The 22,989-nt window shown below is 62.4% G+C and carries 24 protein-coding genes, 1 tRNA gene and 1 pseudogene; 10 read left to right on the plus strand and 16 right to left on the minus strand.

The genetic code is table 11. The features are described 5' to 3' along the window. Positions 1-53 precede the first annotated feature (53 nt). Together J7655_RS06685 and J7655_RS06690 are read right to left on the minus strand one after the other, a co-directional pair. Complete coding sequence (locus J7655_RS06685; RefSeq protein ID WP_230927100.1) at positions 54-2,222, minus strand: hypothetical protein; 2,169 nt, start codon at positions 2,220-2,222, stop codon at positions 54-56. Between the two features lie 223 nt (positions 2,223-2,445). Beyond that, positions 2,446-3,423 (minus strand): zinc-dependent alcohol dehydrogenase family protein, encoded by a 978-nt coding sequence (locus tag J7655_RS06690; RefSeq protein ID WP_230927101.1) that lies wholly within the window; start codon positions 3,421-3,423, stop codon positions 2,446-2,448. 170 nt (positions 3,424-3,593) lie between these two features. On the opposite strand from J7655_RS06690, the gene J7655_RS06695 reads away from it, so the two are divergent. Both J7655_RS06695 and J7655_RS06700 read left to right on the plus strand, forming a co-directional pair. Further along, the gene (locus J7655_RS06695) at positions 3,594-4,295 is read left to right on the plus strand and encodes a substrate-binding periplasmic protein (RefSeq protein ID WP_338052717.1); all 702 of its coding nucleotides are present in this window, start codon (positions 3,594-3,596) and stop codon (positions 4,293-4,295) included. 83 nt (positions 4,296-4,378) lie between these two features. Then, on the plus strand, positions 4,379-5,524 hold the full coding sequence (locus tag J7655_RS06700; protein ID WP_230927102.1) for a PQQ-dependent sugar dehydrogenase: 1,146 nt from the start codon (positions 4,379-4,381) through the stop codon (positions 5,522-5,524). A gap of 40 nt (positions 5,525-5,564) precedes the next feature. Here the strand turns inward: J7655_RS06700 and J7655_RS06705 are convergent, their stop codons facing one another. Beyond that, complete coding sequence (locus J7655_RS06705; protein WP_230927684.1) at positions 5,565-5,756, minus strand: hypothetical protein; 192 nt, start codon at positions 5,754-5,756, stop codon at positions 5,565-5,567. 240 nt (positions 5,757-5,996) lie between these two features. Here J7655_RS06705 and J7655_RS06710 point away from each other — a divergent pair, with 240 nt between their 5' ends. The 3 genes from J7655_RS06710 (at position 5,997) to J7655_RS06720 (ending at position 7,414) form a co-directional block, all read left to right on the plus strand. Beyond that, on the plus strand, positions 5,997-6,839 hold the full coding sequence (locus J7655_RS06710; RefSeq protein ID WP_230927103.1) for a CvfB family protein: 843 nt from the start codon (positions 5,997-5,999) through the stop codon (positions 6,837-6,839). A gap of 54 nt (positions 6,840-6,893) precedes the next feature. Continuing rightward, positions 6,894-6,969 (plus strand) — tRNA-Thr (locus tag J7655_RS06715). 118 nt (positions 6,970-7,087) lie between these two features. Beyond that, positions 7,088-7,414, plus strand: a complete 327-nt coding sequence (locus J7655_RS06720) for a hypothetical protein (RefSeq protein WP_230927104.1) — start codon at positions 7,088-7,090, stop codon at positions 7,412-7,414. A 4-nt stretch (positions 7,415-7,418) separates the two neighbouring features. Here the strand turns inward: J7655_RS06720 and J7655_RS06725 are convergent, their stop codons facing one another. The 3 genes from J7655_RS06725 to J7655_RS06735 all read right to left on the minus strand — a co-directional run bounded on the left by J7655_RS06725 (position 7,419) and on the right by J7655_RS06735 (position 9,913). Beyond that, positions 7,419-8,456 carry a GGDEF domain-containing protein gene (locus J7655_RS06725; RefSeq protein ID WP_230927105.1) on the minus strand — a complete coding sequence of 346 codons (1,038 nt, stop codon included), beginning with the start codon at positions 8,454-8,456 and terminating at the stop codon, positions 7,419-7,421. A 104-nt stretch (positions 8,457-8,560) separates the two neighbouring features. Next, a complete protein-coding gene (locus J7655_RS06730) occupies positions 8,561-8,977 on the minus strand; it encodes a GNAT family N-acetyltransferase (protein WP_420850915.1) in 417 nt (138 codons plus the stop codon). A 36-nt stretch (positions 8,978-9,013) separates the two neighbouring features. Further along, the gene (locus J7655_RS06735) at positions 9,014-9,913 is read right to left on the minus strand and encodes a homocysteine S-methyltransferase family protein (protein WP_230927106.1); all 900 of its coding nucleotides are present in this window, start codon (positions 9,911-9,913) and stop codon (positions 9,014-9,016) included. Positions 9,914-10,016: 103 nt separating this feature from the next. On the opposite strand from J7655_RS06735, the gene J7655_RS06740 reads away from it, so the two are divergent. Next, positions 10,017-10,838: an ABC transporter substrate-binding protein gene (locus J7655_RS06740; protein ID WP_230927107.1), complete on the plus strand. Its 822-nt coding sequence runs from the start codon at positions 10,017-10,019 to the stop codon at positions 10,836-10,838. Next, positions 10,835-11,656, plus strand: coding sequence for an amino acid ABC transporter permease (locus J7655_RS06745; RefSeq protein ID WP_230927108.1), 822 nt, complete (start codon positions 10,835-10,837; stop codon positions 11,654-11,656). Before J7655_RS06740 ends, J7655_RS06745 begins: the two co-directional genes overlap by 4 nt. Positions 11,657-11,663: 7 nt before the next feature. On the opposite strand, the gene J7655_RS06750 is transcribed toward J7655_RS06745, so the two are convergent. The 4 genes from J7655_RS06750 to J7655_RS06765 all read right to left on the minus strand — a co-directional run bounded on the left by J7655_RS06750 (position 11,664) and on the right by J7655_RS06765 (position 14,140). After that, on the minus strand, positions 11,664-11,993 hold the full coding sequence (locus tag J7655_RS06750; protein WP_230927109.1) for a DUF2025 family protein: 330 nt from the start codon (positions 11,991-11,993) through the stop codon (positions 11,664-11,666). Between the two features lie 141 nt (positions 11,994-12,134). Next, a complete protein-coding gene (locus tag J7655_RS06755) occupies positions 12,135-12,542 on the minus strand; it encodes an NUDIX hydrolase (protein WP_230927110.1) in 408 nt (135 codons plus the stop codon). A 41-nt stretch (positions 12,543-12,583) separates the two neighbouring features. After that, entirely contained in the window at positions 12,584-13,285 is a 702-nt protein-coding gene (locus J7655_RS06760) for a YebC/PmpR family DNA-binding transcriptional regulator (RefSeq protein ID WP_230927111.1), read from the minus strand. 120 nt (positions 13,286-13,405) lie between these two features. Continuing rightward, positions 13,406-14,140, minus strand: a complete 735-nt coding sequence (locus tag J7655_RS06765) for a sulfite exporter TauE/SafE family protein (RefSeq protein ID WP_230927112.1) — start codon at positions 14,138-14,140, stop codon at positions 13,406-13,408. A gap of 140 nt (positions 14,141-14,280) precedes the next feature. Here J7655_RS06765 and J7655_RS06770 point away from each other — a divergent pair, with 140 nt between their 5' ends. After that, positions 14,281-15,174, plus strand: coding sequence for an EamA family transporter (locus J7655_RS06770; protein ID WP_230927113.1), 894 nt, complete (start codon positions 14,281-14,283; stop codon positions 15,172-15,174). Positions 15,175-15,296: 122 nt separating this feature from the next. Here the strand turns inward: J7655_RS06770 and J7655_RS06775 are convergent, their stop codons facing one another. The 3 genes from J7655_RS06775 to J7655_RS06785 all read right to left on the minus strand — a co-directional run bounded on the left by J7655_RS06775 (position 15,297) and on the right by J7655_RS06785 (position 17,786). After that, entirely contained in the window at positions 15,297-15,836 is a 540-nt protein-coding gene (locus J7655_RS06775; RefSeq protein WP_230927114.1) for a DUF1003 domain-containing protein, read from the minus strand. 59 nt (positions 15,837-15,895) lie between these two features. Beyond that, positions 15,896-17,425, minus strand: a complete 1,530-nt coding sequence (locus J7655_RS06780) for a GGDEF domain-containing protein (RefSeq protein ID WP_230927115.1) — start codon at positions 17,423-17,425, stop codon at positions 15,896-15,898. Between the two features lie 79 nt (positions 17,426-17,504). Next, complete coding sequence (locus J7655_RS06785) at positions 17,505-17,786, minus strand: peptidylprolyl isomerase (protein WP_024309017.1); 282 nt, start codon at positions 17,784-17,786, stop codon at positions 17,505-17,507. A gap of 350 nt (positions 17,787-18,136) precedes the next feature. Here J7655_RS06785 and J7655_RS06790 point away from each other — a divergent pair, with 350 nt between their 5' ends. Beyond that, on the plus strand, positions 18,137-18,586 hold the full coding sequence (locus J7655_RS06790) for a hypothetical protein (RefSeq protein WP_230927116.1): 450 nt from the start codon (positions 18,137-18,139) through the stop codon (positions 18,584-18,586). Here J7655_RS06790 and J7655_RS06795 read toward each other — a convergent pair. Together J7655_RS06795 and J7655_RS20845 are read right to left on the minus strand one after the other, a co-directional pair. Then, positions 18,577-19,143, minus strand: a complete 567-nt coding sequence (locus J7655_RS06795; RefSeq protein ID WP_420850934.1) for a GGDEF domain-containing protein — start codon at positions 19,141-19,143, stop codon at positions 18,577-18,579. The two genes, J7655_RS06790 and J7655_RS06795, sit on opposite strands and share 10 nt — an antisense overlap. Then, a pseudogene (locus J7655_RS20845) lies at positions 19,117-19,662 on the minus strand (GGDEF domain-containing protein); the annotation flags it as partial. The gene J7655_RS06795 and the pseudogene J7655_RS20845, both read right to left, overlap by 27 nt. A 226-nt stretch (positions 19,663-19,888) precedes the next feature. Between J7655_RS20845 and J7655_RS06805 the strand changes: the two are divergent. Next, positions 19,889-20,698, plus strand: coding sequence for a CAP domain-containing protein (locus tag J7655_RS06805; RefSeq protein WP_230927686.1), 810 nt, complete (start codon positions 19,889-19,891; stop codon positions 20,696-20,698). 141 nt (positions 20,699-20,839) lie between these two features. Here the strand turns inward: J7655_RS06805 and J7655_RS06810 are convergent, their stop codons facing one another. After that, positions 20,840-22,849, minus strand: coding sequence for a peptidase U32 family protein (locus tag J7655_RS06810; RefSeq protein WP_230927119.1), 2,010 nt, complete (start codon positions 22,847-22,849; stop codon positions 20,840-20,842). Between the last annotated feature and the right edge of the window lie 140 nt (positions 22,850-22,989).

Consider the following 22,989-nt stretch of genomic DNA (forward strand, 5'->3'; position numbering starts at 1 on the left):
TATGCCCGCCCTGCCTGCCGGCGCTGTGCCGGGCTCTTGCCCACGCGGGGCGGCTACTTTCCGTAGTCGTTGAGCGAGATAACCCGCGTCTTGCCGATACGGTGGCGGTAGATTTCGCGCAGGTACTTGATCGCTTGCTTGACGCTTTCGCGCGACAGACGGATGTCGTTGATCGACACGAATTTCTCCGTGTCGTGGATCAGCTCGCGGTACTTCTTCTCGTACATCGGCTTGATCGCGTACCAGTTGGTGTCGAGGATCTTCGCCGGGTCTTCGTATTCATTGAGCATGGCGTCGAGTTGTGCCTCGTTGAAGCGCTCGGAGACGATGAATTCGAGCATGGCGTCATCCAGGCTTTCGTCGAAGCGGTACTGGTCGCGGGCGAAGCAGCGTTTGATGTAGGCGACGATCAGGGTCAGGAAATCATCCGACAGGCACGGGCTCTTGACGATCAGGGTGGTCAGCGAGAGGTTGGCCGAAGCGCCAATCACCAGCGCGTAGCGTTTCAGCGTGGTGTTGGGGAACAGGTTGTTGAGGTGGGTCTTGAGGCGGTTCAGATCCATGTAGGACAGCTTGTAGTCCTTGGGCAGCGAGACGATGGAAACCACCGATGAGCAGTTCTTGAAGAAATGCAGTTCGCTCAGCTCCGTAGCATCGTAGCCACTGGATTTGTACTGTTCCAGCGCCTGGCGATAGCGCTTGGATTCTATCGGCAGCAGGCTGATGCCTTCGATGGCCTGGGTGACCTTGTTGAAATGCGGCAGGTCGATGGAGCGGAAGAACAGGTCGTCGATGTTCAGCCGTGGTTGGCTCTGCTCCTTGTCCAGCACACGGAATTTCTCCGAAAGCTGGGCCTGCTGGTCGGGCACCACGGATTCGGCATAGGCCACGGCCACCGGGCCGGCCAGGCTCATGAACAGGTCGTTGGCGTCGAGGCGGATCGTCTCGCCGATGTCGATGCCGGCGCGGCGGAAGTAATTCTGGTCGTAGTCGCTGGTCACCGCCTGGGCGGTGAGGATGTTGAAGATCTGCTGCGAGATGTACTGGTTGGCGTGGCGCTCCATGGCGGTCACGTCGATGTTGTGGATGCTGCCGTCACCGCTTTCCTCGGCGTAGCGCATGATGTCGTTGGAGATCAGCATCATCGCGTTCCAGGGACGGATGCGGCGCATCACGCTTTCGGCGCTGTTCTGCTCGTTGTCGAAGTTGTAGGAGAAGTCCCATTCCTCGGCCAGGTACTTGCACAGCAGGCGCCCGGCGTTGATGTGCAGCGCCTCGGACATCTCGCTGCGCTGGTCGGAGATGTTCGGCAGAATGCAGATGCCGCTGGTGAAGATCGGCTCGAAGACGAAACCTCCACGCTCGGCTTCGCCATCCTCCGGCGTCTTGTCGTCGAAGGTCTTGCTCATGTAGGCGAACTGCTGCGCCAGGCCGAATTCGGAGGCCATGCCCGAGCCGGTGCCGCCACCGGCACTGAAGATATAGAAGTACAGGCGTGACTGGTTGGCCTTGATGCCGCAGGAGTCGATCAGGTAGCTATGGATGAACTTCCAGTCTTCGTTGGAGAAGCGTTGGGTGTCCTTGTTGAGGATGATCTTGGCCAGGTACTGACCGAGAATCGGCGCATTGCCGGCGCCACCGGCATGCACCTCGGACAGGTCCATGATCTTCATCTTGCTGTAGTCGTCGAGAAAACCGCTCGTCTCGCCCTTGCGCGAGAAGCGGATGCGCCCGGCGATGTCCTTGTCCAGGTCGCCGAGCATCACCAGTGGCTCGATCAGGAATACCGGTTTGCTGCGCTTGCTCGGGGTGCGTAGCAGATTGCTGCGTATCCAGCGGCTGGGGCGCGAGGTTTGCTCGATGGCAGCGGTGGCTTCGCTGTGAAACTCTTCCAGGTAGAACTGGCGTGCGTTGTAGACCAGCGAGGCGACGTCCAGAGCGATGTTCGAGCCGCAGCGGCCGAGGCCGATCAGGCACACCGAAGGGAATTGCTGGATGTGGCTCGATTCGCCTTCGTCCAGTGGATCGCTGAGCGGGAACACCATATTGCGCAAGCCATCGAGGTTATCGAGGATGCGTTCGATATCGCGCTCGGTGAAGTACAGATACTGCTCGCCGCTTTCGCTCAATACCGGCAGCGCGGGCGGCGCCAGCAGGTTGTCGGCGATATCTGCCAGGGTTGCTTCCTTTGCAGTTGCTGCGGCGTTTTTTCTAGTTTTCATGTGCGACAGTCCGGCGAGTCAGTGGGTATTGGCCACTGGCCATAAGATGGCCAATACCACTGGTTCTAGCACGGAATGATGCAAATTGCCTTGTTTTGTGGCTGTCCGACGGCAATTGCTCGAAGGTACCAGAGCCAATGGATTGAGTGACGTTCTCGGCTTGCCTCGGCTTTGCTCGTTGAGGCCTGCTGGTTGCGTGATGGCGAAGGTGAGCGGCAGACGATCAGGGCACCAGGAGGATCTTGCCGTCGCGCTCGCCGCTGGCCGCCGCGGCGACAGCGTCCTTGATGTGTGCCAGGTCATAGGTGGCCGCAACACGGGTCTTGAGCTTGCCACTGGCGATCAGTTGCACCAGCTCGCCGAACACCTTCATCTGTTGCGCCGGGCTGGCCTGCTGGAACCACTTGGCCAGCCAGAAGCCGCGCAGGGTCACGTCACGGAACACGAAGGAGGCCGGCGACACCTGGCAGGCCTGGCCGCTCATCATGCCGTAGTTCACCAGTACACCGCCGTTGGCCAGTACAGCCGCCAGGTTGTCGGTACTGACGCCGCCGACCGCATCGATACCCAGGCGCACTTCGGCGCCGCCAATGGCTGCACGCACGCGCTTGGCCAGATCCGGGCCGTCCACCAGCACCACGTCGCCACCTTCGGCTTCAACTGCAGCGACAGCCGACTCGCGGCGTACCACGTTGATGGTCTTGAAACCGCGCAGCTTGGCCAGTTGGATCAGGTAGCTGCCAACGCCTGAGTTGGCGGCGTTCTGGATCACCCAGTCGCCCGGCTTGAGGTCGACGAATTCACTGAGCAGCAGCGAAGCGGTCGGCGGGTTGACGGTGAGCATGGCCAACTGTTGTGGATCGGCGTCCGGCAGCGGGATGAGCTTGTCTGCCGGCGCGTTCATGGCGCTTACCCAGGTGCCGCAGCCGACTGGCAGTAGCACGGTTTGGCCGACCTTGAAGTTGCCGACACCTTCGCCGAGTGCCTCGACCTTGCCGACACCTTCATTGCCACCCACCGCCGGTAGCGGTGGCAGCATGCCGTAGGCGCCGGTCAGGGTCAGCACGTCGGAGGGGTTGATCGGCGCAGCCAGAACCTTGACCCGTACCTGTCCGGCGGCAGGCTCGGGCAGGTGCAGGGGCACTGCGCTGATCACGTCCTGTGGCACCGGGCCACGTTGCTGATATTCGGCTTTGAGCATGCTCTGATCTCCTGAAGTCGGGCGCAAAATGCGTGCAGCCAGTCTAGCCGCGATAGGGCAAAGCGGAATGAATCGACCGGCATCCACTCTGGTGATGAAGGCGTACAGGCGTCTATGCTCTGCTGGGTTCGATAATGGAGTAAACAATGGTCAGATGGTGGCTGGGATGCATGGTGGCATGCTTGAGCGCGACCGCAGTGGCAGAGGTGCTGCATGTCGGTTTCGGTACGCACAAGCCACCTTATGTGTTCGAGGGCGAACCGCGTGGCCTGGAATACGACATCGTCGAGCGCGCTGCGCGTAATGCCGGTTTCGCCGTGACTGCCTATTACGCCCCACTGGAACGGCTGCACCTGATGTTGCGGCGTGGCGACATCGATGCGATTGCCACCACCCATGAGCGCAGCGGGGTAGAGGCCTTTTACTCCGACGTCTATATCCACTACCACAATGCGGTCGTGGCACTGGCCGGGCGTGGCTATCGCATCGAGCGTGTCGCCGACCTTGGCCAGTACTCCGTGAGTGCTTTCCAGCGTGCCCGTTTCCTGCTCGGCCCGGAGTTCGAGCAGATGGCCATGAACAATCCGCGTTATCGCGAAGAGGCGTTGCAGATCAACCGTAACCGCCTGCTGTATAGCGGGCGCATCGATTTGGTGGTGGGTGACAAGAGGATCATTCAATACCTCAATCGTGATGTGGACGATCAGGTCGACGTCAGCCAGCCGCTGGCCTGGTTCGAACTCTTTGCACCAACGTCTTACCGCGTAGGCTTTCGGCGCGACGACCAGCGTCAGCGTTTCGATGAAGGGCTGCGCATGCTCAGAGAAAGTGGCGAGTACCAGCGTATCCAACAGCGTTATCGCTCAGACTGAAACCTGAGGAAACTGTTGCAGGGCTGTCAGCGCCCGGCCGTTATTGCACCATGGCGGCTTGTCTGATCCATGGAGATGCCACGATGCCGCGCCTGAAACCTCTCGCAGCCCTTGGTCTGATCGCCCTGTTCGGTTATCAGCACAGCTTCGCCGAAGACCGCCAGTTGACCTCCGAGTTGGGGCCGGTGACTCTGCAAACCATCGCCGACGGGCTGACCAGCCCCTGGGCCGTGGCCTTTTTGCCGGATGCTCAGGGCTATCTGGTGACCGAGCGCCCGGGCACGTTGCGCCGGGTGAGTGCCGATGGCCAGGTCTCCGCGCCAATAAGCGGCGTGCCTGAGGTTTTCGCCGTGGGGCAGGGCGGCCTGCTCGATATCGCGCTGTCGCCGGATTTCGCCGAGGATCGTCTGGTCTATCTGTCCTACTCCGAAGAGGGCGACGGCGGCGCCGGGACGGCAGTCGGGCGCGGCAAACTGTCGGCCGATACCACGGCGCTGGAGGATTTCGAGGTGATCTTCCGTCAGCAGCCCAAGTTGTCCAGTGGTACGCACTTCGGTTCGCGCCTGGTGTTCGACCGCGAGGGCCACCTGTTCATCGCCCTGGGCGACAACAACAACCGACCCACAGCGCAGGATCTCGACAAGCTACAGGGCAAGGTGGTGCGCATCTTCCCGGACGGGCGCATCCCCGAGGACAATCCCTTTATCAGCCGCGACGGTGCGCGCGAGGAAATCTGGTCCTACGGCCATCGCAACCAGCAGGGTGCGGCGCTCAATCCCTGGAGCGGCCGTTTGTGGACTCACGAGCATGGCCCTCGCGGTGGCGATGAAATCAACATTCCCGAAGCCGGCAAGAACTATGGCTGGCCGCTGGCCACGCATGGCGTCAACTACTCGATGCTGGCCATCCCCGAGGCCAAGGGTAAAACGCTCGAAGGCACCGAGGCGCCTTATCACGTCTGGGAGAGGTCACCGGCCATCAGCGGCATGGCGTTCTATGATGGCGAGCGTTTCCCGGCCTGGCAGCACAACCTGTTCATTGGCGCGCTGGCCGGCCAGGCGCTGATTCGCCTGCAGCTCGATGGCGACAAGATCGTGCATGAGGAGCGTTTGCTGGAATCACTCCGGGCGCGCATCCGCGATGTGCGGCAAGGGCCGGACGGTTATCTTTACGTGCTGACGGAGACGCCGAAAGGGCAGTTGCTGCGTCTGGGGCTGAGCAGCGAATAACATCTGAGGGGGCCGGGTGCGCATGGCGCACCCGCAACGATCACTTCTTGCTGATGGTGATCTGGCGAGTGCCGCCGTAAGTCTGGCCGCTGACGCCCTTGGCGATTTGCTGGATCTCACCGCCGCTCTGCAGGAAGGCTGCAATCTGCGCCTCGATGGACTCGCGGGTTTCCACGGCAGGAGCGGGCTTGCTGGCTTTGCTGGAGGAGGACTTCACGCGCAGGGTGGCCATGACCATGATCTCTTTCATATGGGCGGCCGGACATTATGCCTCAAACAGGCCCGCTCTGCTTGGCTAATCGCGCTGTCATCAGTGATCTGGCCGCATGCCGAGGTCTTTTCGCAGCCATTTAACCCTGGTTTCCCAGATACTTAAGGCATTTTCCGACCGGTCGTCGATTCACCCGTCAGCCGGCCCGGTGGCCTCTGAACTCGGGTAGAATGGCCGGCTGTTTTGGCGAGGTGAAACACGATGGCCGTTATTGGACGGATGAATTCTTTGCAGGTGGTCAAACACACCGACTTCGGTCTGTACCTGGACGGTGGTGCCGACGGTGAAATCCTTCTGCCCAAGCGCTACATCCCCAAGGATACGCCGAGTGAGGTCGAGGACTGGCTCAATGTGTTCATCTACCTCGACAGCGAAGACAAGCTGATCGCCACTACGCTCAAGCCGAAGATCCAGCTCGGCGAGTTCGCCAGCCTCAAGGTGGTGGATATCAACCGCGTTGGCCTGTTCTTCGACTGGGGCCTGCCCAAGGATCTGTTGCTGCCGCACTCCGAAGAGAAGCGACCGCTGCAGATCGGTGATTACTGCGTGGTCTACCTCTATCTGGATAAACGCACCCGCCGCCTGACGGCCACCGCGCGCCTGGATCGCCACCTGGACAAGGTGCCGGCCAACTACCAGGTCGGTCAGGAGGTCGATCTGCTGGTGGTCGAGCGTACCGACCTCGGTTTCAAGGCCATCATCGATGGCAAGCACTGGGGCCTGATCCACAAGAACGAGCTGTTCAAGTTCATCCGCAGCGGCATGCGTGAGAAGGGCTACATCAAAGAGCTGCGCGCCGACGGCAAGATCAGCCTGAGCCTGCAGCCTATCGGCCACGAGGCCGCCAGCGGCCTGGCCGAGCAGATCATCGAACGCCTGCGCGCCCACGGCGGCGTACTGGCCCTGGGCGACAAGAGCCCGCCCGAGCTGGTCGCCGAGCATTTCCGGGTCAGCAAGGGCAACTTCAAGAAAGCCATCGGCGGCCTCTACAAGCAGGGGTTGATCCGCATTCACGACGACCGCATCGAGCTGCTCGGCGACTGACGCCGCAGCGACTTGAGCGCGAGCGCGGTAACTCGCATAATGCCGGCGTTTTCCGCCGGTGTAGCTCAGTCGGTAGAGCAGCGCACTCGTAACGCGAAGGTCGCAGGTTCGATTCCTGTCTCCGGCACCATGCATATCAAAGGGTCAGCTTCGGCTGACCCTTTGTCGTTTCTGTTCCGAACATTCTTTCGCAGTGTTGTCGAAGCAGGTGTAATGATCCCTGATCATGACCCAGATGGGAGTCGCTCATGTTCGTTCGCTCGCTCGTGTTGTTTCTGGCCACGGCATTGGCCGCTGCGGCCTTCGCCGATCAGCCGCAGACCATTCGCGTCATTCCCAAGCCGTACGTCAGCCCTGGCGCCAGTGGCAGCGTTTCGGGGTCGTCGAGCTACCAGCAGCACAACCTTTATGGCGGACAGCGTCTACCGCAGGGTACTGTGCGTCAGGAGAGCCGCTATGGCAGCCAGTCTGTCGAGTCGCGCGGTGGGATTCGGCAGAGCATCGAGTATCCGGGCGGGTTGATCATCGAGCGTCAGCCAGGCAGTGGCAGTTATCAGCAACAACGCAGCCGCTGAGACCTCATGACGCAGCGCCAGCCTGGTTCAGGCTGGCGGCGATCACGGCGCGGTTACGTCCTTCGCTTTTGGCTCGGTAGAGGCATTCATCGGCGCGCTGCAGCCAGCTTTCCCAATGTTCGCCGCTATGCAGAATGGCGCCGCCGATGGAGACGGTGACCGCGCCGCCCGGGCTCTGCAGTTCACTGGCGACCCTGTCCAGCAGATGCCGCGCGGCCGTGCGCAGGCCCTCTGTGTCGGTGTTGGGCAGCAAAAGCAGAAATTCTTCACCACCGAAGCGAAACAGGCGGTCTTCCTTGCGCGAGCAGCGCATGATCAGTTCGACGAAGGCCACCAGTACCTGGTCGCCGATATGATGGCCAAAGCGGTCGTTGATCTGTTTGAAGTGATCCAGGTCCATCACCAGCAATCCGTAGCTGTCGCTGTGGCGGCGGTGGCTGGCCATGGCGATCTTCAGTTCTTCGTTCATGGCCCTGCGGTTGCGGGCGCCGGTGAGCGGATCATGCAGAACCATCTCCTGCAGACGGTCGCGCTGGTTGCGCGTGCGAAAGGCGAAAATGAAGCTGAGCACGCTTGCCATCGAGCAGGTGACCAGGAACGACACCATCTGGTAATGGCTTTCGAACACGCTGCCGGGTATCAGCAAAGCATGGCTGGTCAGGCTGCCCAGAACCAGCGAGCTGGCGAGCAAGGCCTTGCCAGGGGTGACCATGAAGAAGTTGAACAGGATCAGCGGATAGATCCAGAACAGGCCATTGACCCCCAGATTGATGACGATCAGCGTGGCGGCGATAGAGAACACGGCTGCCAGGAAAATGCCAGGCTTGACCGTATCCCGGGTGAGCCAGGCATAGCGCACGGCAAAGAGCGTGGACAGGACGATGATGCTGTCGGCGATGCCGACCAGGTAATTGCCTTCCAACAGACGGTAGACGGCATAGGGGGAAATGCCGATGACGCCGAACAGGCCCATCAGGGTGATGATCGACAGCTGGAAGTCATTGCGCAGGCGCTTGAGCAGGCGAGCGGTCTGGGTCGGCATGGCATTACTTTTCGTTGTTGTGACGCAAGCATGCAGAGCTTGGACTGCTAATGGCAAGCGCATTCTTGAGCAAATGGCCAGTATTTGTCGTGCTGTCTGAATGCTCAGTGCGCGCGCAGTGTCAACAGGTTTTTTGTGCGTTGATAGCGAGCCAGGCGTTGTTGCAATTCAACGGGTAACTGCGTGCAGGGATGAAAGCCCTGGCGTTGATAGAAGACGCTGAGATCGGGATGACAGAACAGCCATATCGGCTGCGGATGGCTCTTCAGACTGTGTGCCAGCAGGGCGTTGGCCAGCCCCTGGCGGCGCTGCGCCGGGGCCACGAAAAGGCCGGTGAGCCACTGCCCGTCAGCGACCGGGCGCAGGCACAATGCGGCGACGATTGTGCTGCCTTGCTGGGCGACCCAGAGTTCATCGCCGGCCTGGCTGCGCATGGACGAGCGATGCTCGCGGTAGAACTTGTCCACCAGGGGGCGCAAAGCACTGGGCAGTTGGCGGTAGGCAGGCATACTCAGGGGCATGCAGGGCACGCGGTCAGCGTGCCCTGAGTTTTTCCGCTATTGCAGATGGCGCTTCAGCTCGGCGATATGCTCCGGGCCGATGCCGCAGCAGCCACCGAGCATGCTGGCGCCACGCTGGCGCCAATCCCTGGCCCAGGCCAGATAGCCGGGTGGATCGAGATCTTCGCGCAGCTCATCCAGGCCATCGTTGGCTTTGGCGTCCTTGGGTTGCGGCGGGAAGGCATTGGCATAGGCGCCGAGGGTGGCGTCCACGCCCAGGCGGGCGAAGGTGTCGTGTGCCACGTCGATGGCCGCACCGATGACTTCCGGCTGGCTGCAGTTGAACAGCAGGTGCTGCACGCCGAGGCTGGCCATGGCTTCTACGGCTTCGCTCAGCGGCTCGCCGGAGCGTAGGCGCGGCGTATCGTCGACGCCATCATCCTGCAGGGTGAAAGACACCCAGAACGGCTTGCCGTCCTGCGGCAGCAGCGCATGGGTGGCGCGCACCTCGGCGATCGAGCTCTGCGTCTCGGCCAGCCACAGGTCGACATGCGGGGCCAGGCCTTGCAGCAGCGGTGTGAGGATTTCACTGACGCGCTGCGGTTGGAACAGATCCGGCCGGTAGGAGCCGAACAGCGGCGGCAGCGAACCGGCTACGCGAACCGGATGAGCGCTGGCATCGGCTGCCTGGCGAGCCAGGCGACCAGCGGTGTCAGCCAGGCGTTGGCCTTCGGCCGCGAAGCGCTGTTCACCGATATGAAAAGGCACCACGGCATAGCTGTTACTGGTGATGACCTGTGCACCAGCCTCGATGAACGCCGTATGAGCAGCAATCACGGCCTCCGGTGCTTCGGTCAGTGCCAGGGCCGACCATTCCGGCTGGCGAAAGGGCGCGCCACGGCGCTGCAGTTCCCGGCCCATGCCGCCGTCGAGAATAACCAAAGGCTTGTCGTGCATATGCGTTCCGCTTATATCAATATGAATAGAATTCACTTCTTGGATGCCGTTTATAACTATTTAATACGCCATCCTTTCGTCTCTCTATTGTTCAGGTATTTCAATGCGTTTGCCAACCTTGCTCGGCGCCAGCCTGCTTGCCGCCACCTTCACCACTCAAGCCTTCGCGGGTGCCATTCTCGATCGTGTGCAGTCGAAGCAGGAAATGGTCAACGTCCTGATGGAGAGCTACCCGCCGTTCTCCTTCCTCAATGAGCAGAATCAGCTCGATGGCTTCGATGTCGACGTGGCCAAGGCCGTAGCCGAAAAGCTTGGGGTCAAGGTGCGTTTCGAGACGCCGTCCTGGGACGTGATCGCGGCGGGTCGCTGGAATGGCCGTTACGACATCTGCATCTGCTCGATGACGCCGAGCAAGGCGCGCGCCGAGGTGTTCGACTTCCCGGTGGAATACTACGCCTCGCCGGCGGTGATCGTGGTCAATGCCAAGGATCAGCGCATTCAGTCGGCCAAGGATCTCAACGGCCTGAAAGTTGGCCTGACCAGTGCTTCCAGTTACGAGAGCTACCTGAACAAGAACCTGGTGATCGAGGGTGATGAGTCGCGCAAGATCGAGTATCCGTTCGACTTCGTCCAGATTGCCCCCTATGACACCGACAACGTCGCCTTCCAGGATCTGGCTCTGGGCGCCGGTGTACGCCTGGATGCCGTGCTGACCAACCTGGTGACTGCACAGCCACGCCTGCAGCAGGATGCCCGCTTCAAGTTGGCCGGTGCGCCACTGTATGAAGAGCCGAACTCGGTGGCCATCGAGAAGGGCGATGCCGAGTGGAACGCCAAGGTGCGCGAAGTGTTCGCCGAGCTGAAAGCTGACGGCACCCTGACGCGCCTGTCGCAGAAGTGGATCGGTGCTGATATCAGTAAATGAGTGATCAGCACGTTACCCAAGGCCAGACCCAGAACGGGGCTGGCTTTGGCCTGTTCGGTTTTCGTTCGCGCCTGTATCTGACCTGGCTGGCGTTGTTCGCCCTGTTCGTCGGCTTTTTCCTCAGCTTCGATCTGCAGTTCGCCATCATCGCGGAGAAGTTTCCCTATCTGGCCGGCTTCAAGCTCGGCCCGAATGGCTTCTTGCAGGGCGCGGCGCTGACGCTGTTCCTGTGCCTGTGCTCGATGGTGGTGTCGCTGCTGCTGGGCTTCGCCGCGGCGTTGGCGCGCCTGTCGAACAGCGCGGTGCTGGTGGGCGTTGCCAGCTTCTACACCTCGTTCTTCCGTGGCACGCCGTTGATGATCCAGATTCTGCTGATCTACCTCGGCCTGCCGCAGATCGGTCTGGTGCCCGGGGCGATCAGCGCCGGCATCATCGCCCTGTCGCTCAATTACGGTGCCTACCTCAGTGAAATTTTCCGTGCCGGCATCCTCGCTGTGCCGGCCGGGCAGCGCGAGGCCGCCGTGGCCATGGGCATGCGACCGGCGCAGATTTTCCTCTTCATCGTCCTGCCGCAGGCCATGCGCACCATCATCCCGCCCACGGCCAACCAGTTCATCTCGATGCTCAAGGACTCGTCCCTGATCTCGGTGATGGGCGTCTGGGAGGTGATGTTCCTCGCTCAGTCCTATGGCCGCTCCAGTTATCGCTACCTGGAGATGCTGACCACTGCGGCGGTGATCTACTGGGTGCTGTCGATCATCCTCGAACTGATCCAGGCGCGCCTGGAGCGGCGCTTCTCGCGCGGTTATCAGCGCTGACGCCAGCTCAGGCTGGCGTCAGTTGGCGGCGTTCGGCGCGGATTTCCGGCAGGTCGCTGCGGCGCAGATAAACGCGCAGCGGCTCGCTGAGATTGACCCGGTCATCGATGCGCTGCTCCTGCAGCCAGGCCAGGCGCTGGCGATCCAGACGCATCAGGCCGGCGTCATCGGCCTGCCAGACATATTCGCAGGTGGGCGTGATGGTCTCGGCCGGTACATCGAGGCCGAAGCTGTCCTCTGAAAAGCGCAGCAGGTAGTGGCCGGTCTTGGCGTTGAAGCCGACGAAACCTTGCAACTGGTCGGCGGCCTGGCAGATCTGGGCGGACGTGATACTCATGGCAAACCTCGTTTCCTGTGGGGTTTGCAGGCAAGGCGAATGGTTTTGTTTATCGGCGCAGCCTAATCGCTGGTGCTGTCACCCGCGTTGTCGTGGATCAAGAAACTGCCGCGAGCGGTTTTGATGCCGTGAGCGACGCTCTTACACAGACGGCAGCCGTTTCAGGGCCGGCAGCACCTGATCGCGCAGAAGTGGCGCCAGGTCGTCAGGAAGGGGCAGGGAAGTATCGATCCAGCGCAGTTCCTCCAGCTCGGCAGCCGGTTGTACGGCGTGGGGCAGGGCGGCGTGAAAGATGTCTGCCTGCACCCAGGTGTCGGCCTCGTTGGCGGCGGGCGCCTGGAACTGGCCGAGTGGTTGCAGTGCGCCGGCTGGCAGTTGCAGCTCCAACTCTTCGAGCAGCTCACGCTGAAGCGCAGACAGCGCATCTTCGCCCGGCTCGCGCTTGCCGCCAGGCAGCATGAAGAAACGGGTATTGCGCTTGCGCACGAGCAGCAGGCGGCCGCGTTCGTCGAACAGGCAGGCGGCCGCGATCTGTAGGGTGTTGTTCATGGGATAAGCAGCGGGCGCCCGATCAGGGCGCCCAGCGAACATCAGCCAGCGAGGCCGACGTAAACGTTCTGCACGTCATCGTGGCCGTCGATGGCTTCGAGGAAGGCTTCGACTTCTTCCATCTGCTCCGGCGTCAGGCTGGTCACCGGATTCTTCGGACGGTAGCCGAGCTTGGCCGAGTTGACGGTGAAGCCCTGTTCCGGCAGCGCCTTGCACACGGCGTCGAGGTCGGTCGGGTCGGTGATGAACAGGGTGGCGCCTTCGTCATCGGGCACGAAGTCCTGGGCGCCGGCTTCGATGGCGGCCAGTTCCGGGTCGGCATCGCTGTCGGTGCTGGCCTCGATCAGGCCGACATGGTCGAAATCCCAGCTGACCGAACCGGAGGCACCGAGCTGGCCCTTGCGGAACAGCACGCGGATCTCGGCCACGGTGCGGTTGACGTTGTCGGTCAGGCACTCGACGATCACCGGCACCTGATGCGGGGCAAAGCCTTCGTAGAGGGTGCGCTCGTAGTTGATCACTTCACCGGACAGGCCTGCGCCTTTCTTGATGGCGCGCTCGAGGGTGTCCTTGGGCATCGAGGCTTTCTTGGCCTGGTGCACGGCCAGGCGCAGCTTGGGGTTCATGTCCGGGTCGGCGCCGTTGCGCGCGGCGATCATGATTTCCTTCACCAGCTTGCCGAAGATCTTGCCTCGGGCATTGGCGGCGGCTTCTTTGGGTTTGGCTTTCCACTGGGCGCCCATCTGGGGTCTCCTGGCCGAGAAGTGAGTCGGCGTCAGGCTCTGGTACGCCTGACGATCGGATAGGCTGCGGATTCTAGTGCCTTGCGCGGCTATCGGCACCTGCAATTTCAGCCGGTGGGCTCAGAGGTAGCGCCAGATCAATTGCACGCCCGCCAGCAGAATGCCCAGCCGGGCGATGCGGTAGAACCACAGGTGGTTGACGCGTGATTGCAGCCACAAGCCGCTCCAGACGCCCAGCGGGACGATGGGCGCGAGCATCAGGCTCAGTAGCAGATTCTCCTCGGTGAACTGGCCCAGCGCTGCGTAGGGCAGCAGCTTGGCGGCATTGGTGAGCAGGAAGAACAGGTTGATGGTGGCGACGAAGCGCACCTTGTCCAGTTGCTGCGGCAGCAGGTGCATCATCACCGGTGGGCCACCGGCGTGGGCGACGAAGCTGGTGAAGCCGGCCAGGCTCGACAGCAATGTGCCACGGCCTTTGTGCAGTGGACGTGGTGCCTGGTTGCCAGCCAGAAACCCAAGACCGACGAAAACGATGGCGATGGCGCCGATCAGCAGGCCAATGGCACGCTCGTCGAAGAAGCCGAAGGTCAGCGAACCGATGCCGATACCGATCACCGCGCCCGGCAGCATGACCTTGAGGTTGGCTATATCCCACTTGCCCCAGTAGGCCTTCAGCCCGACCACGTCGGCCAGGCAGAGAATCGGCAGCATCACCGCCACGGCCTGTTTCGGCGACGTGGCCAGTGCCAGTAACGGCACGGCAATGCCGCCCAGGGCGCCGCCGAAGCCGCCCTTGGACAGCCCGGTGAGAAACACTGCCGGCAAGGCGAACAGAAGGAAATCGTGCAGAGTCATGGGCTTGGCGTAACGCTACGAAGGCGCGCAGGTTAGCAGCCGCCAGTGGCTGTGTGGTTTTTTTCCTCGGCCTCTGTGTCTGTCGGCTGTCAGGGGAAGGCTGCTCTAATGCCGGCTCACTCAACCTGAGGTTTGCGTCCATGACACCCAAGGATCTGCTGCTGGCGCTGCTGGTAATCGTCGTCTGGGGGCTGAACTTCGTGGTGATCAAGGTCGGCCTACAGGGTATGCCGCCGATGCTGATGGGCGCGTTGCGCTTTATGCTCGCGGCCTTTCCGGCGATTCTCTTCGTGCGTCGGCCGCAGGTGCCGCTGCGCTGGATGCTGGCTTATGGCATGACCATTTCAGTGGGGCAGTTCGCCTTTCTCTTCTACGCCATGTATGTCGGCATGCCGGCTGGCCTGGCGTCGCTGGTGCTGCAGTCGCAGGCGTTCTTCACCCTGTTCTTCGCCGCGCTGTTTCTCGGCGAGCGGCTGCGCGGCAGCAACCTGTTTGGCCTGCTGGTGGCAGCCAGCGGCCTGCTGTTGATCGGACTGCAGGGCGGGCAGGCGATGACCCTGGCCGGTTTTGCCCTGACCATCGCGGCGGCGTCGATGTGGGCGCTGGGCAACGTGGTCACGCGCAAGCTGGGCAAGGTCAATCTGGTTGGGCTGGTGGTCTGGGGCAGCCTGATACCGCCGCTGCCATTTCTGGCGTTATCACTGTGGCTGGAAGGGCCGGAGCTGATCAGTCAGTCGCTTCGTAGCCTCGGCCTGGACTCGCTGCTGGTGCTGGCCTACCTCGCATTCGGCGCCACGATTCTCGGCTACGGTCTGTGGAGCCGCCTGCTGTCGCGTTACCCGGCCAGCCAGGTGGCACCGTTCTCGCTGTTGGTGCCGGTGGTGGGTATCAGCTCCTCGGCCCTGCTGCTGGGCGAGCGCCTCGGCAGCCTGGAGATGGCTGGCGCGGCGCTGGTCATGGTGGGTCTGCTGATCAACGTCTGGGGCGGGCGCCTGCTCGATGGTTGGCGGCAGCGGGCTACAGGCGCTGTTTGACCTGCTTGTTGCGGATTCTGTCGCTTGCCGGTGAGTTGAGGCGTGGGTAGGCGCCAGCGTGCTGGCGATCCGGTCAGCGGCAAGCAGGCTCCTACGGATTTATGGCGCTGAGGGCGGCAACATTAGCCTCGCGTGGGCTGTTGCGGCAGGCGTTCGAGGATCTGGTCCAGGCGTTGCTGGATGCGCTGATCGATCTTTTCGTGCAGGCGCATGATTTCCAGTTCGGCGCGCAGGTTCACCTCGAAGTCCAGGCGTGCGGCCAGGCGATCCTTCGCCGCCTGGCGGTTCTGGCTCATCATGATGATCGGCGCCTGGATGGCGGCCAGGGTCGACAGCATCAGGTTGAGAAAGATGTAGGGGTAAGGGTCGAAGGCCATGCCGAAGTGCGAGAGCACGTCGGTGTTGATCAGCATCCAGCCGAGCATGGTCAGCGAAAAACAGATGATGAAGGTCCAAGAACCGCCGACGGCAGCGACCCTGTCCGAAAGCCGTTCGCCGAAGCTCGACTGCTCATCCGACGCATCGGCAGCGTCGCGGCTGATGGGGCGGCGCTGGCGGATTCGTTCGAGCACATGGCTTTCTTCCGGCTCCAGTTCGTGGGGGGCTTTGCCGAGCAGGGTCTGGGCGAGTTTTTGCAGCGGGTGCGAGGTGTCGTTGCTCATCGTGACTGCTCATTTATGGCTGACAGTAGCAGGGATGCTGAATCGCTCCGGCCGACTTGTCACCTGTCCGCTGCATCCTGGCGTGTTGCACTTTCCAGGCGGTTGCGACCATTGGCCTTGGCCCGATACAGCGCCTGGTCCGCTGCGTCGATCAGGCTCAGGGCGCTTGTGGCGCTGTCCTGGGTAGCGGGGCTCAGGCTGGCCAGGCCGATGCTCACCGTAATTCTCTGGAATGGACTGTTCTCGTGCGGCAGTGCGCTGTGCTGCAGGTTTGCCATGAACGCGAGAGCGATGGCTTCGGCGCCCTCGCTACTGGTGTTCGGCAGAATCACTGCCAGCTCTTCGCCGCCGTAGCGTGCCGCCAGGTCGCCGGGGCGACGCATGTGGCGCTGGAGCAGGTCGGCGACGCTGCGCAGGCATTCGTTACCCGCCAGGTGGCCGTAGTGATCGTTGTAGCGCTTGAACAGGTCGATATCGAGCAGCATCAGGGTAAGGTCTGAACCCTGGCGCTGTGCACGGCGAATTTCCACTTCCAGCGCCTGGTCGAAGCTGCGACGGTTGGCCAGGCCCGTCAGGGCGTCCTGCGAAGCCAGTATTTCCAGGCGGGCATTGGCGTCGAGCAGTTCTTCCCGGGCGCTGAGCAGTTGGCGCTCGGCGCGCGACCGACGGTGAATGTCGACAAGTAGCCGCTGGCCGATGATGGCGACGGCGAGCAGCAGAATCAGAACCACCGTGGCGAACAGTCGTGCATCACGGCGCCAGGCCGTTAGCGCCTCATCGCGGCCCAGCGCGACCACGGTGATCAGGGGGAGGTTGCTGTTATGACGGAACGCGTACAGGCGCTCGATGCCATCGATGCGGGAGACCTGTGTGGTCGTGGCCTGTTGCTGTGCGCGTAATGTCTGAAAGATCGGCGAGCTCGACCAATCCAGGCCCACATCCTGTTCACGGAAAGGTTGGCGAACCAGCAGGGTGCCATCGCTGGTTGAGAGGTTCATCGTGCCTTGCTGGCCCAGATCGAGGCTGCCGAACAGGTGGAGGAAATGCTCCACGCTCAACGTGATGGCCACCACGCCGGAGAAATTGCCGTCGGTATCGTTCAGGCGCCGGCTGACGGTGAATATCCACCCGTGCGCCAGGCGGCTCTTGATGGTCGGGCCGATGAATGTCTCGGGCGAGGGATTGTCGCGATGATGGATGAAGAACGCACGATCGGCGGCGTTCGGGCGCGCATTGATATCGCCCCGCGATACCAGCAGGCGATCACCCTTGGCGTTGTAGATGATGATGGTGCTGGCCAGTTTGAGCACCCGGCTCTGTTCCTGCACGACCTGCTGCAGGCGATCAAGATGTGCCCGACCCTTGCCTTCCTGCTCCAGGCGTTCTGCCAGCTCCACCAATACCAGCTCGGATTGGCGAATCACCCCTTCGCTGTAATTGTCTAGGGCACGCGCCAGGTTGAGATTGGCCACGTTCAGCTCATGCAGGGCACGCTCGCGGGAAAACCAGATCTGCCAGGCCGTCAGCAATGCCAGCGACAGGCATATGAATACCAGCAGGATGAAGGTGAGCCGGGTACCGCGTTTCATAAACCCAGAGCCCTGCCGTGGGACTGAACAGCGTGTGCAACGGAAAAACCACCGGCGGGTGGCTTCCATTGCGAGAGAATCAGTCCTGACGGCTGGTGACTTCCAGCAGGTGATAACCGAACTGAGTCTTGACCGGGCCTTGCACCACGCCGACCGGTGCGCTGAACACCACGGTGTCGAATTCCTTGACCATCTGGCCCGGGCCGAAGGAACCCAGATCACCGCCGCTACGGCCGGACGGGCAGGAGGAGTTGTCGCGGGCCAGTTGGGCGAAATCGGCACCGCCCTCGATGGCGGCTTTCAGTTCGTTGCACTTGTCTTCGCTGGCAACCAGGATGTGGCGGGCAGTGGCGCGGGCCATGGGAGTATCTCCTATCGAATTGAGGTGCAGAGCCTAGCGCAATCGTCTCGACATGCAAAACACGGTAGACAAACTGATGCGTTGCGGCAAGGTTTTGCCTGTGTGGGCCGGTGATTGCTATCAGCACAGGGCTGAACGATGTCATGGGCGCGTGACGGTCACCTGCTTCAGCGCTGCACAACGCTTGCGCCGCTCTGCCGGCAGATGATCCGGACGCTGAGGCTTGCCTGGGCTCGGGCATGTTCGGGAGAGGTACAAATGCCGGCCTGCTAGGTGAGCCTGTGCGGTGGCCTGCGGCAACTGGCCTGGAACCTGCATTGACGGCCGTACAGGTGCACAGGGAGATTGCCATGACCAACATTAACAACAGCATGCCCGCCATGCTCAGCTACTACGGCAGCCAGCTCAACAATCGCACCAGCGCCGCCAGTGGCGAAGCCGACAGCCAGGCGAGCCAGGACCCGCTGGCCGATTTGCGGCGTTTTGCCCAGCAGGTGGTCGCGCGCAGTGAGGGCGGGCTGTTGCGTGCGATGAATGGCGGCGCGACGGCGAGCAGCAATGCCGTGCAGCGCAGCAGTAGCGATCCGGCTGCCATGCCTTCGGTGATCCAGCTGCCGGACGTGGCACAGCTCGATCGTGACGATGCCGCCACGCTGCTGCAGCAGGTGCAGAAGATGGTCGACGCCGGGCTCGATGGCAGCATGCGCATCGCTGGCCACAATGGCGACAGGCAGACCGACTCGCTGGAAACCTACCGCCAGTGGCTGCAGGAAAAGGGCGGGCTGAGCGTTTACGCCTGAGCAGTGGCCTGGGGCTTATCGTCCCGGGCGATGACCTGATTGCGTCTGGCCCGTTTCGCCGCGTAGGTGCGCCGGTCAGCCGCCTGCATCAGCTCATGCAGCGACTGGCCGTCCGCTCCGAAGCCCGCCACCCCCGCACTCAGTGTCATGCACAGAGCATCGCCCTCGACTGGCAGCGGCGCTGCGGCCAGACGCTCGCGCAAACTGTCGGCAATCGCGTAGGCCTGCGCAGCCGTGCTGCCGGGCAGCAAGATGGCAAATTCCTCACCCCCTAGGCGGCAGAACAGGTCATTGCTGCGCAAGCGCTGCGCCAGCACCGTGGCGAAGTGCGCCAGGGCGTGGTCGCCGACGTCGTGACCGAAACGGTCATTGATCTGCTTTAAGTGGTCGATATCGATGAAGACCAGCGCTAGCGGCGTGCCATTGCGCAACGCATGGGCGCGCTCACGTTCGAAGACGTCGGCGAGCTTCAGTCTGTTCGGTAAACCTGTCAGGGCATCGCTGGTGGCCTGTGCGGTCAGGCGCTGCTCGTTGCGCAGGTGGCTGTGTTCATAGATGTGCGCGAAGATCATGACGGCCAGACTGGCCAGGCCGATATTGGCGATGATCTCGACGTGCTGCAGCAGCGCCTCGGAAGAGTAGCGCCGGCTAAAGGCGAACAAGCCGATGCTGACGAACAAAACCGAGACATACAGGCCCAGGCGCAGCCCCAATAACAGATATCAAATGATCGGAATTGTCTGTATCCAGGCGAACACGGCAAAGGTGGTGTGGGTCTGAGCCAGCGCCACGATCATGATGCTGAAGAACGGCAGTAGGTAAATGGCGGTCAATAGCTGCAGGTTGCGCGTTCGCTCGAGAATGCTCAGCAGATAGAGTGAGACGCCGGCGTAGGCGATCTCCAGGCCAGCCAGCAGCCAGTTTTCGTGCAACAGATTGACCGCCGAGAAGAACAAACCACCGCCCAGGGTGATCCAAAGCAGGGCCCTGAGGACCAGGCGACGGTGTTGCTCGTTCTTTGCGAAGTAACCAGGCATCAGTGTTCTCGAATGAGGCTTGAGCCAAGTGCAGGGCATGGATGGCGATGGATGAAACCAGGCAGGAAGCCTGCCGGGCGGCGCTACTGCCCGTGCATGCGCGCCTGCGACAGGGTGATAAGCCGGGCATGATCGAGTGCCGGAGATTACGTCAGATTGACGACGGTAGTAAGGAAAGGGAGAGGGCGGTATGACAACGATGAACAAGCGCGGCGGCTACCGTTGCCTGCTGGTGCTGGTGCTGGTGCTGGTGCTGGTGCTGCTGATGATGATGGCCGGGCAGGGTATTGCTCGGGCATCCGAGGATCTCGCCTTGATCGAAACGATCAATGCCTATCGGGGTGACATGCAGCGCTGTGGCGTGCAGGTATCCGAGCCGCTGCCGCCACTGAGCAACGATCCGCGCCTGATATTGCCGGCCAATGGCACTGGCGATCTGCAGGACTCGCTCAGCGCTGCCGGCTATCCCCTGGTCAATGTGCAGGCCATCACCCTCTCTGGCCCACGCAACGCAGAGGCGGCCATGCAGGCGTTGAGCGAGAGCTTCTGTCGTGTGCTGCTCGATCCGCAGTTCATCGACATCGGTGTCAGCCAGCAGGATCGTGACTGGCGCATCGTCCTGGCCCGGCCGCTGCTCAGTGGGCGCCTGCAAACCTGGCAGACCGAGGGCGAGAGTCTTCTGCAACAGATCAATGCGGCCCGCGCACAGGCGCGTCAGTGCGGTGGCCAGGCCTTTGCCGCTGCCGCACCGCTGGTGTGGAGTGCCGAGTTGGGCAGTGCCGCCGAGAGCCACAGCCGGGCCATGGCCAACGGCAATTTCTTCGCCCACCAGGGGCCAGATGGGCTCACGCCTGGGGATCGCGCCGAACTGGCCGGCTATGAGGGCGGCAAGGTGGGCGAGAACATCGCCGCTGCACTGGATAGCACCGCCAAGGTGGTCGAAGGTTGGCTGGCCAGCGCCGGGCATTGCGCCAATATCATGAACCCCGAGTTCAGCGAGCTGGGCGCAGCCTATGCCAACGATCCGCAAAGCGATGCCGGCATTTATTGGACGGCGCTGTTTGGTGGGCAATGACGATATGGGCCAGGCCACGGGCTGACATCTGACGCTCGGTCAGGCCTTGCCACCGCTGCGCGTCACAGCCCGGCAGCTGCGGCCGAACCGTTTGTGCCAAACAGCGCTGCAGGCGCCGCCCCACGGTGGGGCGGCAGCGGCTCAGTGGCTGTAACCCGGCTTCTGGCGAATGGTCTTGAGCAGGTCGTCCGGGCTGATGTGGCCGACCACCTGAGTGGCGGCACTGCCCGGCTGCGGCAGGTCGAGGATGTGCCCCTTCATCTTGCCGATCACGTGCATCTCGCACGGCTTGCAGTCGAACTTCAGGGTCAGCACTTCATCGCCATGCACCAGCTGCATCGGCGCCACCTTGGTGCGCACGCCGGTCACGCCCTTGGCCTGCTTGGGGCACAGGTTGAAGGAGAAACGCAGGCAGTGCTTGGTGATCATCACCGGCACTTCGCCGGTTTCCTCGTGGGCCTCGTAGGCGGCGTCGATCAGCTGCACGCCATGGCGATGGTAGAAGTCGCGGGCCTTCTGGTTATAGACGTTGTAGAGGAACGACAGGTGCGACTCCGGATACACCGGCGCCGGATCGGTTTCGGCCTTGCGGCTGCCGCGTGGGTGAGCAGCGACTCGCGCTGCGGTCAGCGACTCGATGGCGTCGCGGCGTAGCGCCTTGAGCTGCGAGTTGGGCACGAAGAACGCCTGCGGCGCATCCAGTGTCACGCCCTGGGCGTGGTAGATGGTGGTGCCGAGCTGGGTGAGCAGGTCGCGCAGGCCGTCGAGCGCCTGTTCCGGTTTGTTGGCGACGCCGAACGGGCCGGGCAGGGCGATCTCGACACTGATGCCTTCTTCGCTGGTGGCGGTGAGCGTCAGGGCATCCTCGCGCAGCACGGCCTTCCAGCTCACACCGATACGGCGTTCGGCGCTGGTGCGCTGCAGGGCCTGTTGCCAGTTGTGGTCGAGGTTGCGGCTCAGCGGGTGGTTTGGGCGCAGGCGGAACAGGCCTTCAGGCATCTCGTTGGGTTCTACGCGGTAGCGATAGCGCTTCTCGCCGTCCTCTTCGAACTCGCCCTTGAGTTCGCAGATGTTGGCGCGGAAACCCACCACCTCGCGCTTGACCAGCACGTTGAGGCCGTCGCCGTTGGACAGCGGAGTGTCGGTGACGGCGATCAGGTCGCGCTTGTTGACCTTCTCGACATGGCCGACCGGCAGGCCGGTGAAGGTCGGCGAGTCGAAGGCGCCGATGTCCACCTTGCGCTCGGTGACGAAGTAGTCGGTGCTGCCACGGTGGAAGGTCTTGTCCGGGTCGGGCACGAAGAAGTGCGCGGTACGGCCGCTGGAGGCGCGGGCCAGATCCGGGCGGTCTTCGAGAATGGCATCGAGTTCGCGGCGGTAATGGGCGGTGATGTTCTTCACGTAGGCCACATCTTTGTAGCGGCCCTCGATCTTGAACGAGCGCACGCCGGCCTCGACCAAGGCACGCAGGTTGGCGCTCTGGTTGTTGTCCTTCATCGACAGCAGGTGTTTCTCGTAGGCGATCACGCCGCCTTTTTCATCCTTGAGGGTGTAGGGCAGGCGGCAGGCCTGCGAGCAGTCGCCACGGTTGGCGCTGCGCCCGGTCTGCGCGTGGGAGATGTTGCACTGGCCGGAGAAGGCCACGCACAGCGCGCCGTGGATGAAGAACTCGATGGCCGCGTCGGTGGCATCGGCAATCTGGCGAATTTCCTGCAGGTTCAGCTCGCGCGCCAGTACCAGTTGGGAGAAGCCGGCCTGGTCGAGAAACCTGGCGCGCTCCAGCGTACGGATATCGGTCTGGGTGCTGGCGTGCAGCTCGATCGGCGGAATATCCAGCTCCATCACCCCCATGTCCTGCACGATCAGCGCATCCACACCGGCGTCGTAGAGCTGGTGGATCAGCGCGCGCGCCGGCTCCAGTTCATCGTCGTGCAGGATGGTGTTGATCGTGGTGAACACCCGCGCGTGATAGTGGCGGGCGAACTCCACCAGCCTGGCGATATCGCTCACGTCGTTGCAGGCATTGTGCCGCGCGCCGAAGCTCGGGCCGCCAATGTAGACGGCGTCGGCGCCATGCAGGATGGCCTCGCGGGCGATTTCGACGTCACGCGCAGGGCTGAGCAGTTCCAGGTGGTGTTTGGGCAGGGACATGGTGGTTTCTTTTATCAGGCTGGCACACGGGCAAGGCGCGCATTGTACCGGGCTGTGGCCCGCTGGGCACTCGCCAGATGCCGGACGGCTGGCAATACGCGCCGATGCAGGTACAGTAGCGGCCTTTTTCAGGCGGAGGC

It is taken from the genome of Pseudomonas wenzhouensis (assembly GCF_021029445.1).
GTDB classification, from domain to species: Bacteria; Pseudomonadota; Gammaproteobacteria; order Pseudomonadales; family Pseudomonadaceae; genus Aquipseudomonas; species Aquipseudomonas wenzhouensis.

Bases quoted from the DNA above. Each gene is read 5' to 3' on its own strand.
- J7655_RS06685 (WP_230927100.1), bottom strand. From the start codon at position 2,222: ATGAAAACTAGAAAAAACGCCGCAGCAACTGCAAAGGAAGCAACCCTG.
- J7655_RS06690 (WP_230927101.1), bottom strand. From the start codon at position 3,423: ATGCTCAAAGCCGAATATCAGCAACGTGGCCCGGTGCCACAGGACGTG.
- J7655_RS06695 (WP_338052717.1), top strand. From the start codon at position 3,594: ATGGTGGCATGCTTGAGCGCGACCGCAGTGGCAGAGGTGCTGCATGTC.
- J7655_RS06700 (WP_230927102.1), top strand. From the start codon at position 4,379: ATGCCGCGCCTGAAACCTCTCGCAGCCCTTGGTCTGATCGCCCTGTTC.
- J7655_RS06705 (WP_230927684.1), bottom strand. From the start codon at position 5,756: ATGGCCACCCTGCGCGTGAAGTCCTCCTCCAGCAAAGCCAGCAAGCCC.
- J7655_RS06710 (WP_230927103.1), top strand. From the start codon at position 5,997: ATGGCCGTTATTGGACGGATGAATTCTTTGCAGGTGGTCAAACACACC.
- J7655_RS06720 (WP_230927104.1), top strand. From the start codon at position 7,088: ATGTTCGTTCGCTCGCTCGTGTTGTTTCTGGCCACGGCATTGGCCGCT.
- J7655_RS06725 (WP_230927105.1), bottom strand. From the start codon at position 8,456: ATGCCGACCCAGACCGCTCGCCTGCTCAAGCGCCTGCGCAATGACTTC.
- J7655_RS06730 (WP_420850915.1), bottom strand. From the start codon at position 8,977: ATGCCCCTGAGTATGCCTGCCTACCGCCAACTGCCCAGTGCTTTGCGC.
- J7655_RS06735 (WP_230927106.1), bottom strand. From the start codon at position 9,913: ATGCACGACAAGCCTTTGGTTATTCTCGACGGCGGCATGGGCCGGGAA.
- J7655_RS06740 (WP_230927107.1), top strand. From the start codon at position 10,017: ATGCGTTTGCCAACCTTGCTCGGCGCCAGCCTGCTTGCCGCCACCTTC.
- J7655_RS06745 (WP_230927108.1), top strand. From the start codon at position 10,835: ATGAGTGATCAGCACGTTACCCAAGGCCAGACCCAGAACGGGGCTGGC.
- J7655_RS06750 (WP_230927109.1), bottom strand. From the start codon at position 11,993: ATGAGTATCACGTCCGCCCAGATCTGCCAGGCCGCCGACCAGTTGCAA.
- J7655_RS06755 (WP_230927110.1), bottom strand. From the start codon at position 12,542: ATGAACAACACCCTACAGATCGCGGCCGCCTGCCTGTTCGACGAACGC.
- J7655_RS06760 (WP_230927111.1), bottom strand. From the start codon at position 13,285: ATGGGCGCCCAGTGGAAAGCCAAACCCAAAGAAGCCGCCGCCAATGCC.
- J7655_RS06765 (WP_230927112.1), bottom strand. From the start codon at position 14,140: ATGACTCTGCACGATTTCCTTCTGTTCGCCTTGCCGGCAGTGTTTCTC.
- J7655_RS06770 (WP_230927113.1), top strand. From the start codon at position 14,281: ATGACACCCAAGGATCTGCTGCTGGCGCTGCTGGTAATCGTCGTCTGG.
- J7655_RS06775 (WP_230927114.1), bottom strand. From the start codon at position 15,836: ATGAGCAACGACACCTCGCACCCGCTGCAAAAACTCGCCCAGACCCTG.
- J7655_RS06780 (WP_230927115.1), bottom strand. From the start codon at position 17,425: ATGAAACGCGGTACCCGGCTCACCTTCATCCTGCTGGTATTCATATGC.
- J7655_RS06785 (WP_024309017.1), bottom strand. From the start codon at position 17,786: ATGGCCCGCGCCACTGCCCGCCACATCCTGGTTGCCAGCGAAGACAAG.
- J7655_RS06790 (WP_230927116.1), top strand. From the start codon at position 18,137: ATGACCAACATTAACAACAGCATGCCCGCCATGCTCAGCTACTACGGC.
- J7655_RS06805 (WP_230927686.1), top strand. From the start codon at position 19,889: ATGATGATGGCCGGGCAGGGTATTGCTCGGGCATCCGAGGATCTCGCC.
- J7655_RS06810 (WP_230927119.1), bottom strand. From the start codon at position 22,849: ATGTCCCTGCCCAAACACCACCTGGAACTGCTCAGCCCTGCGCGTGAC.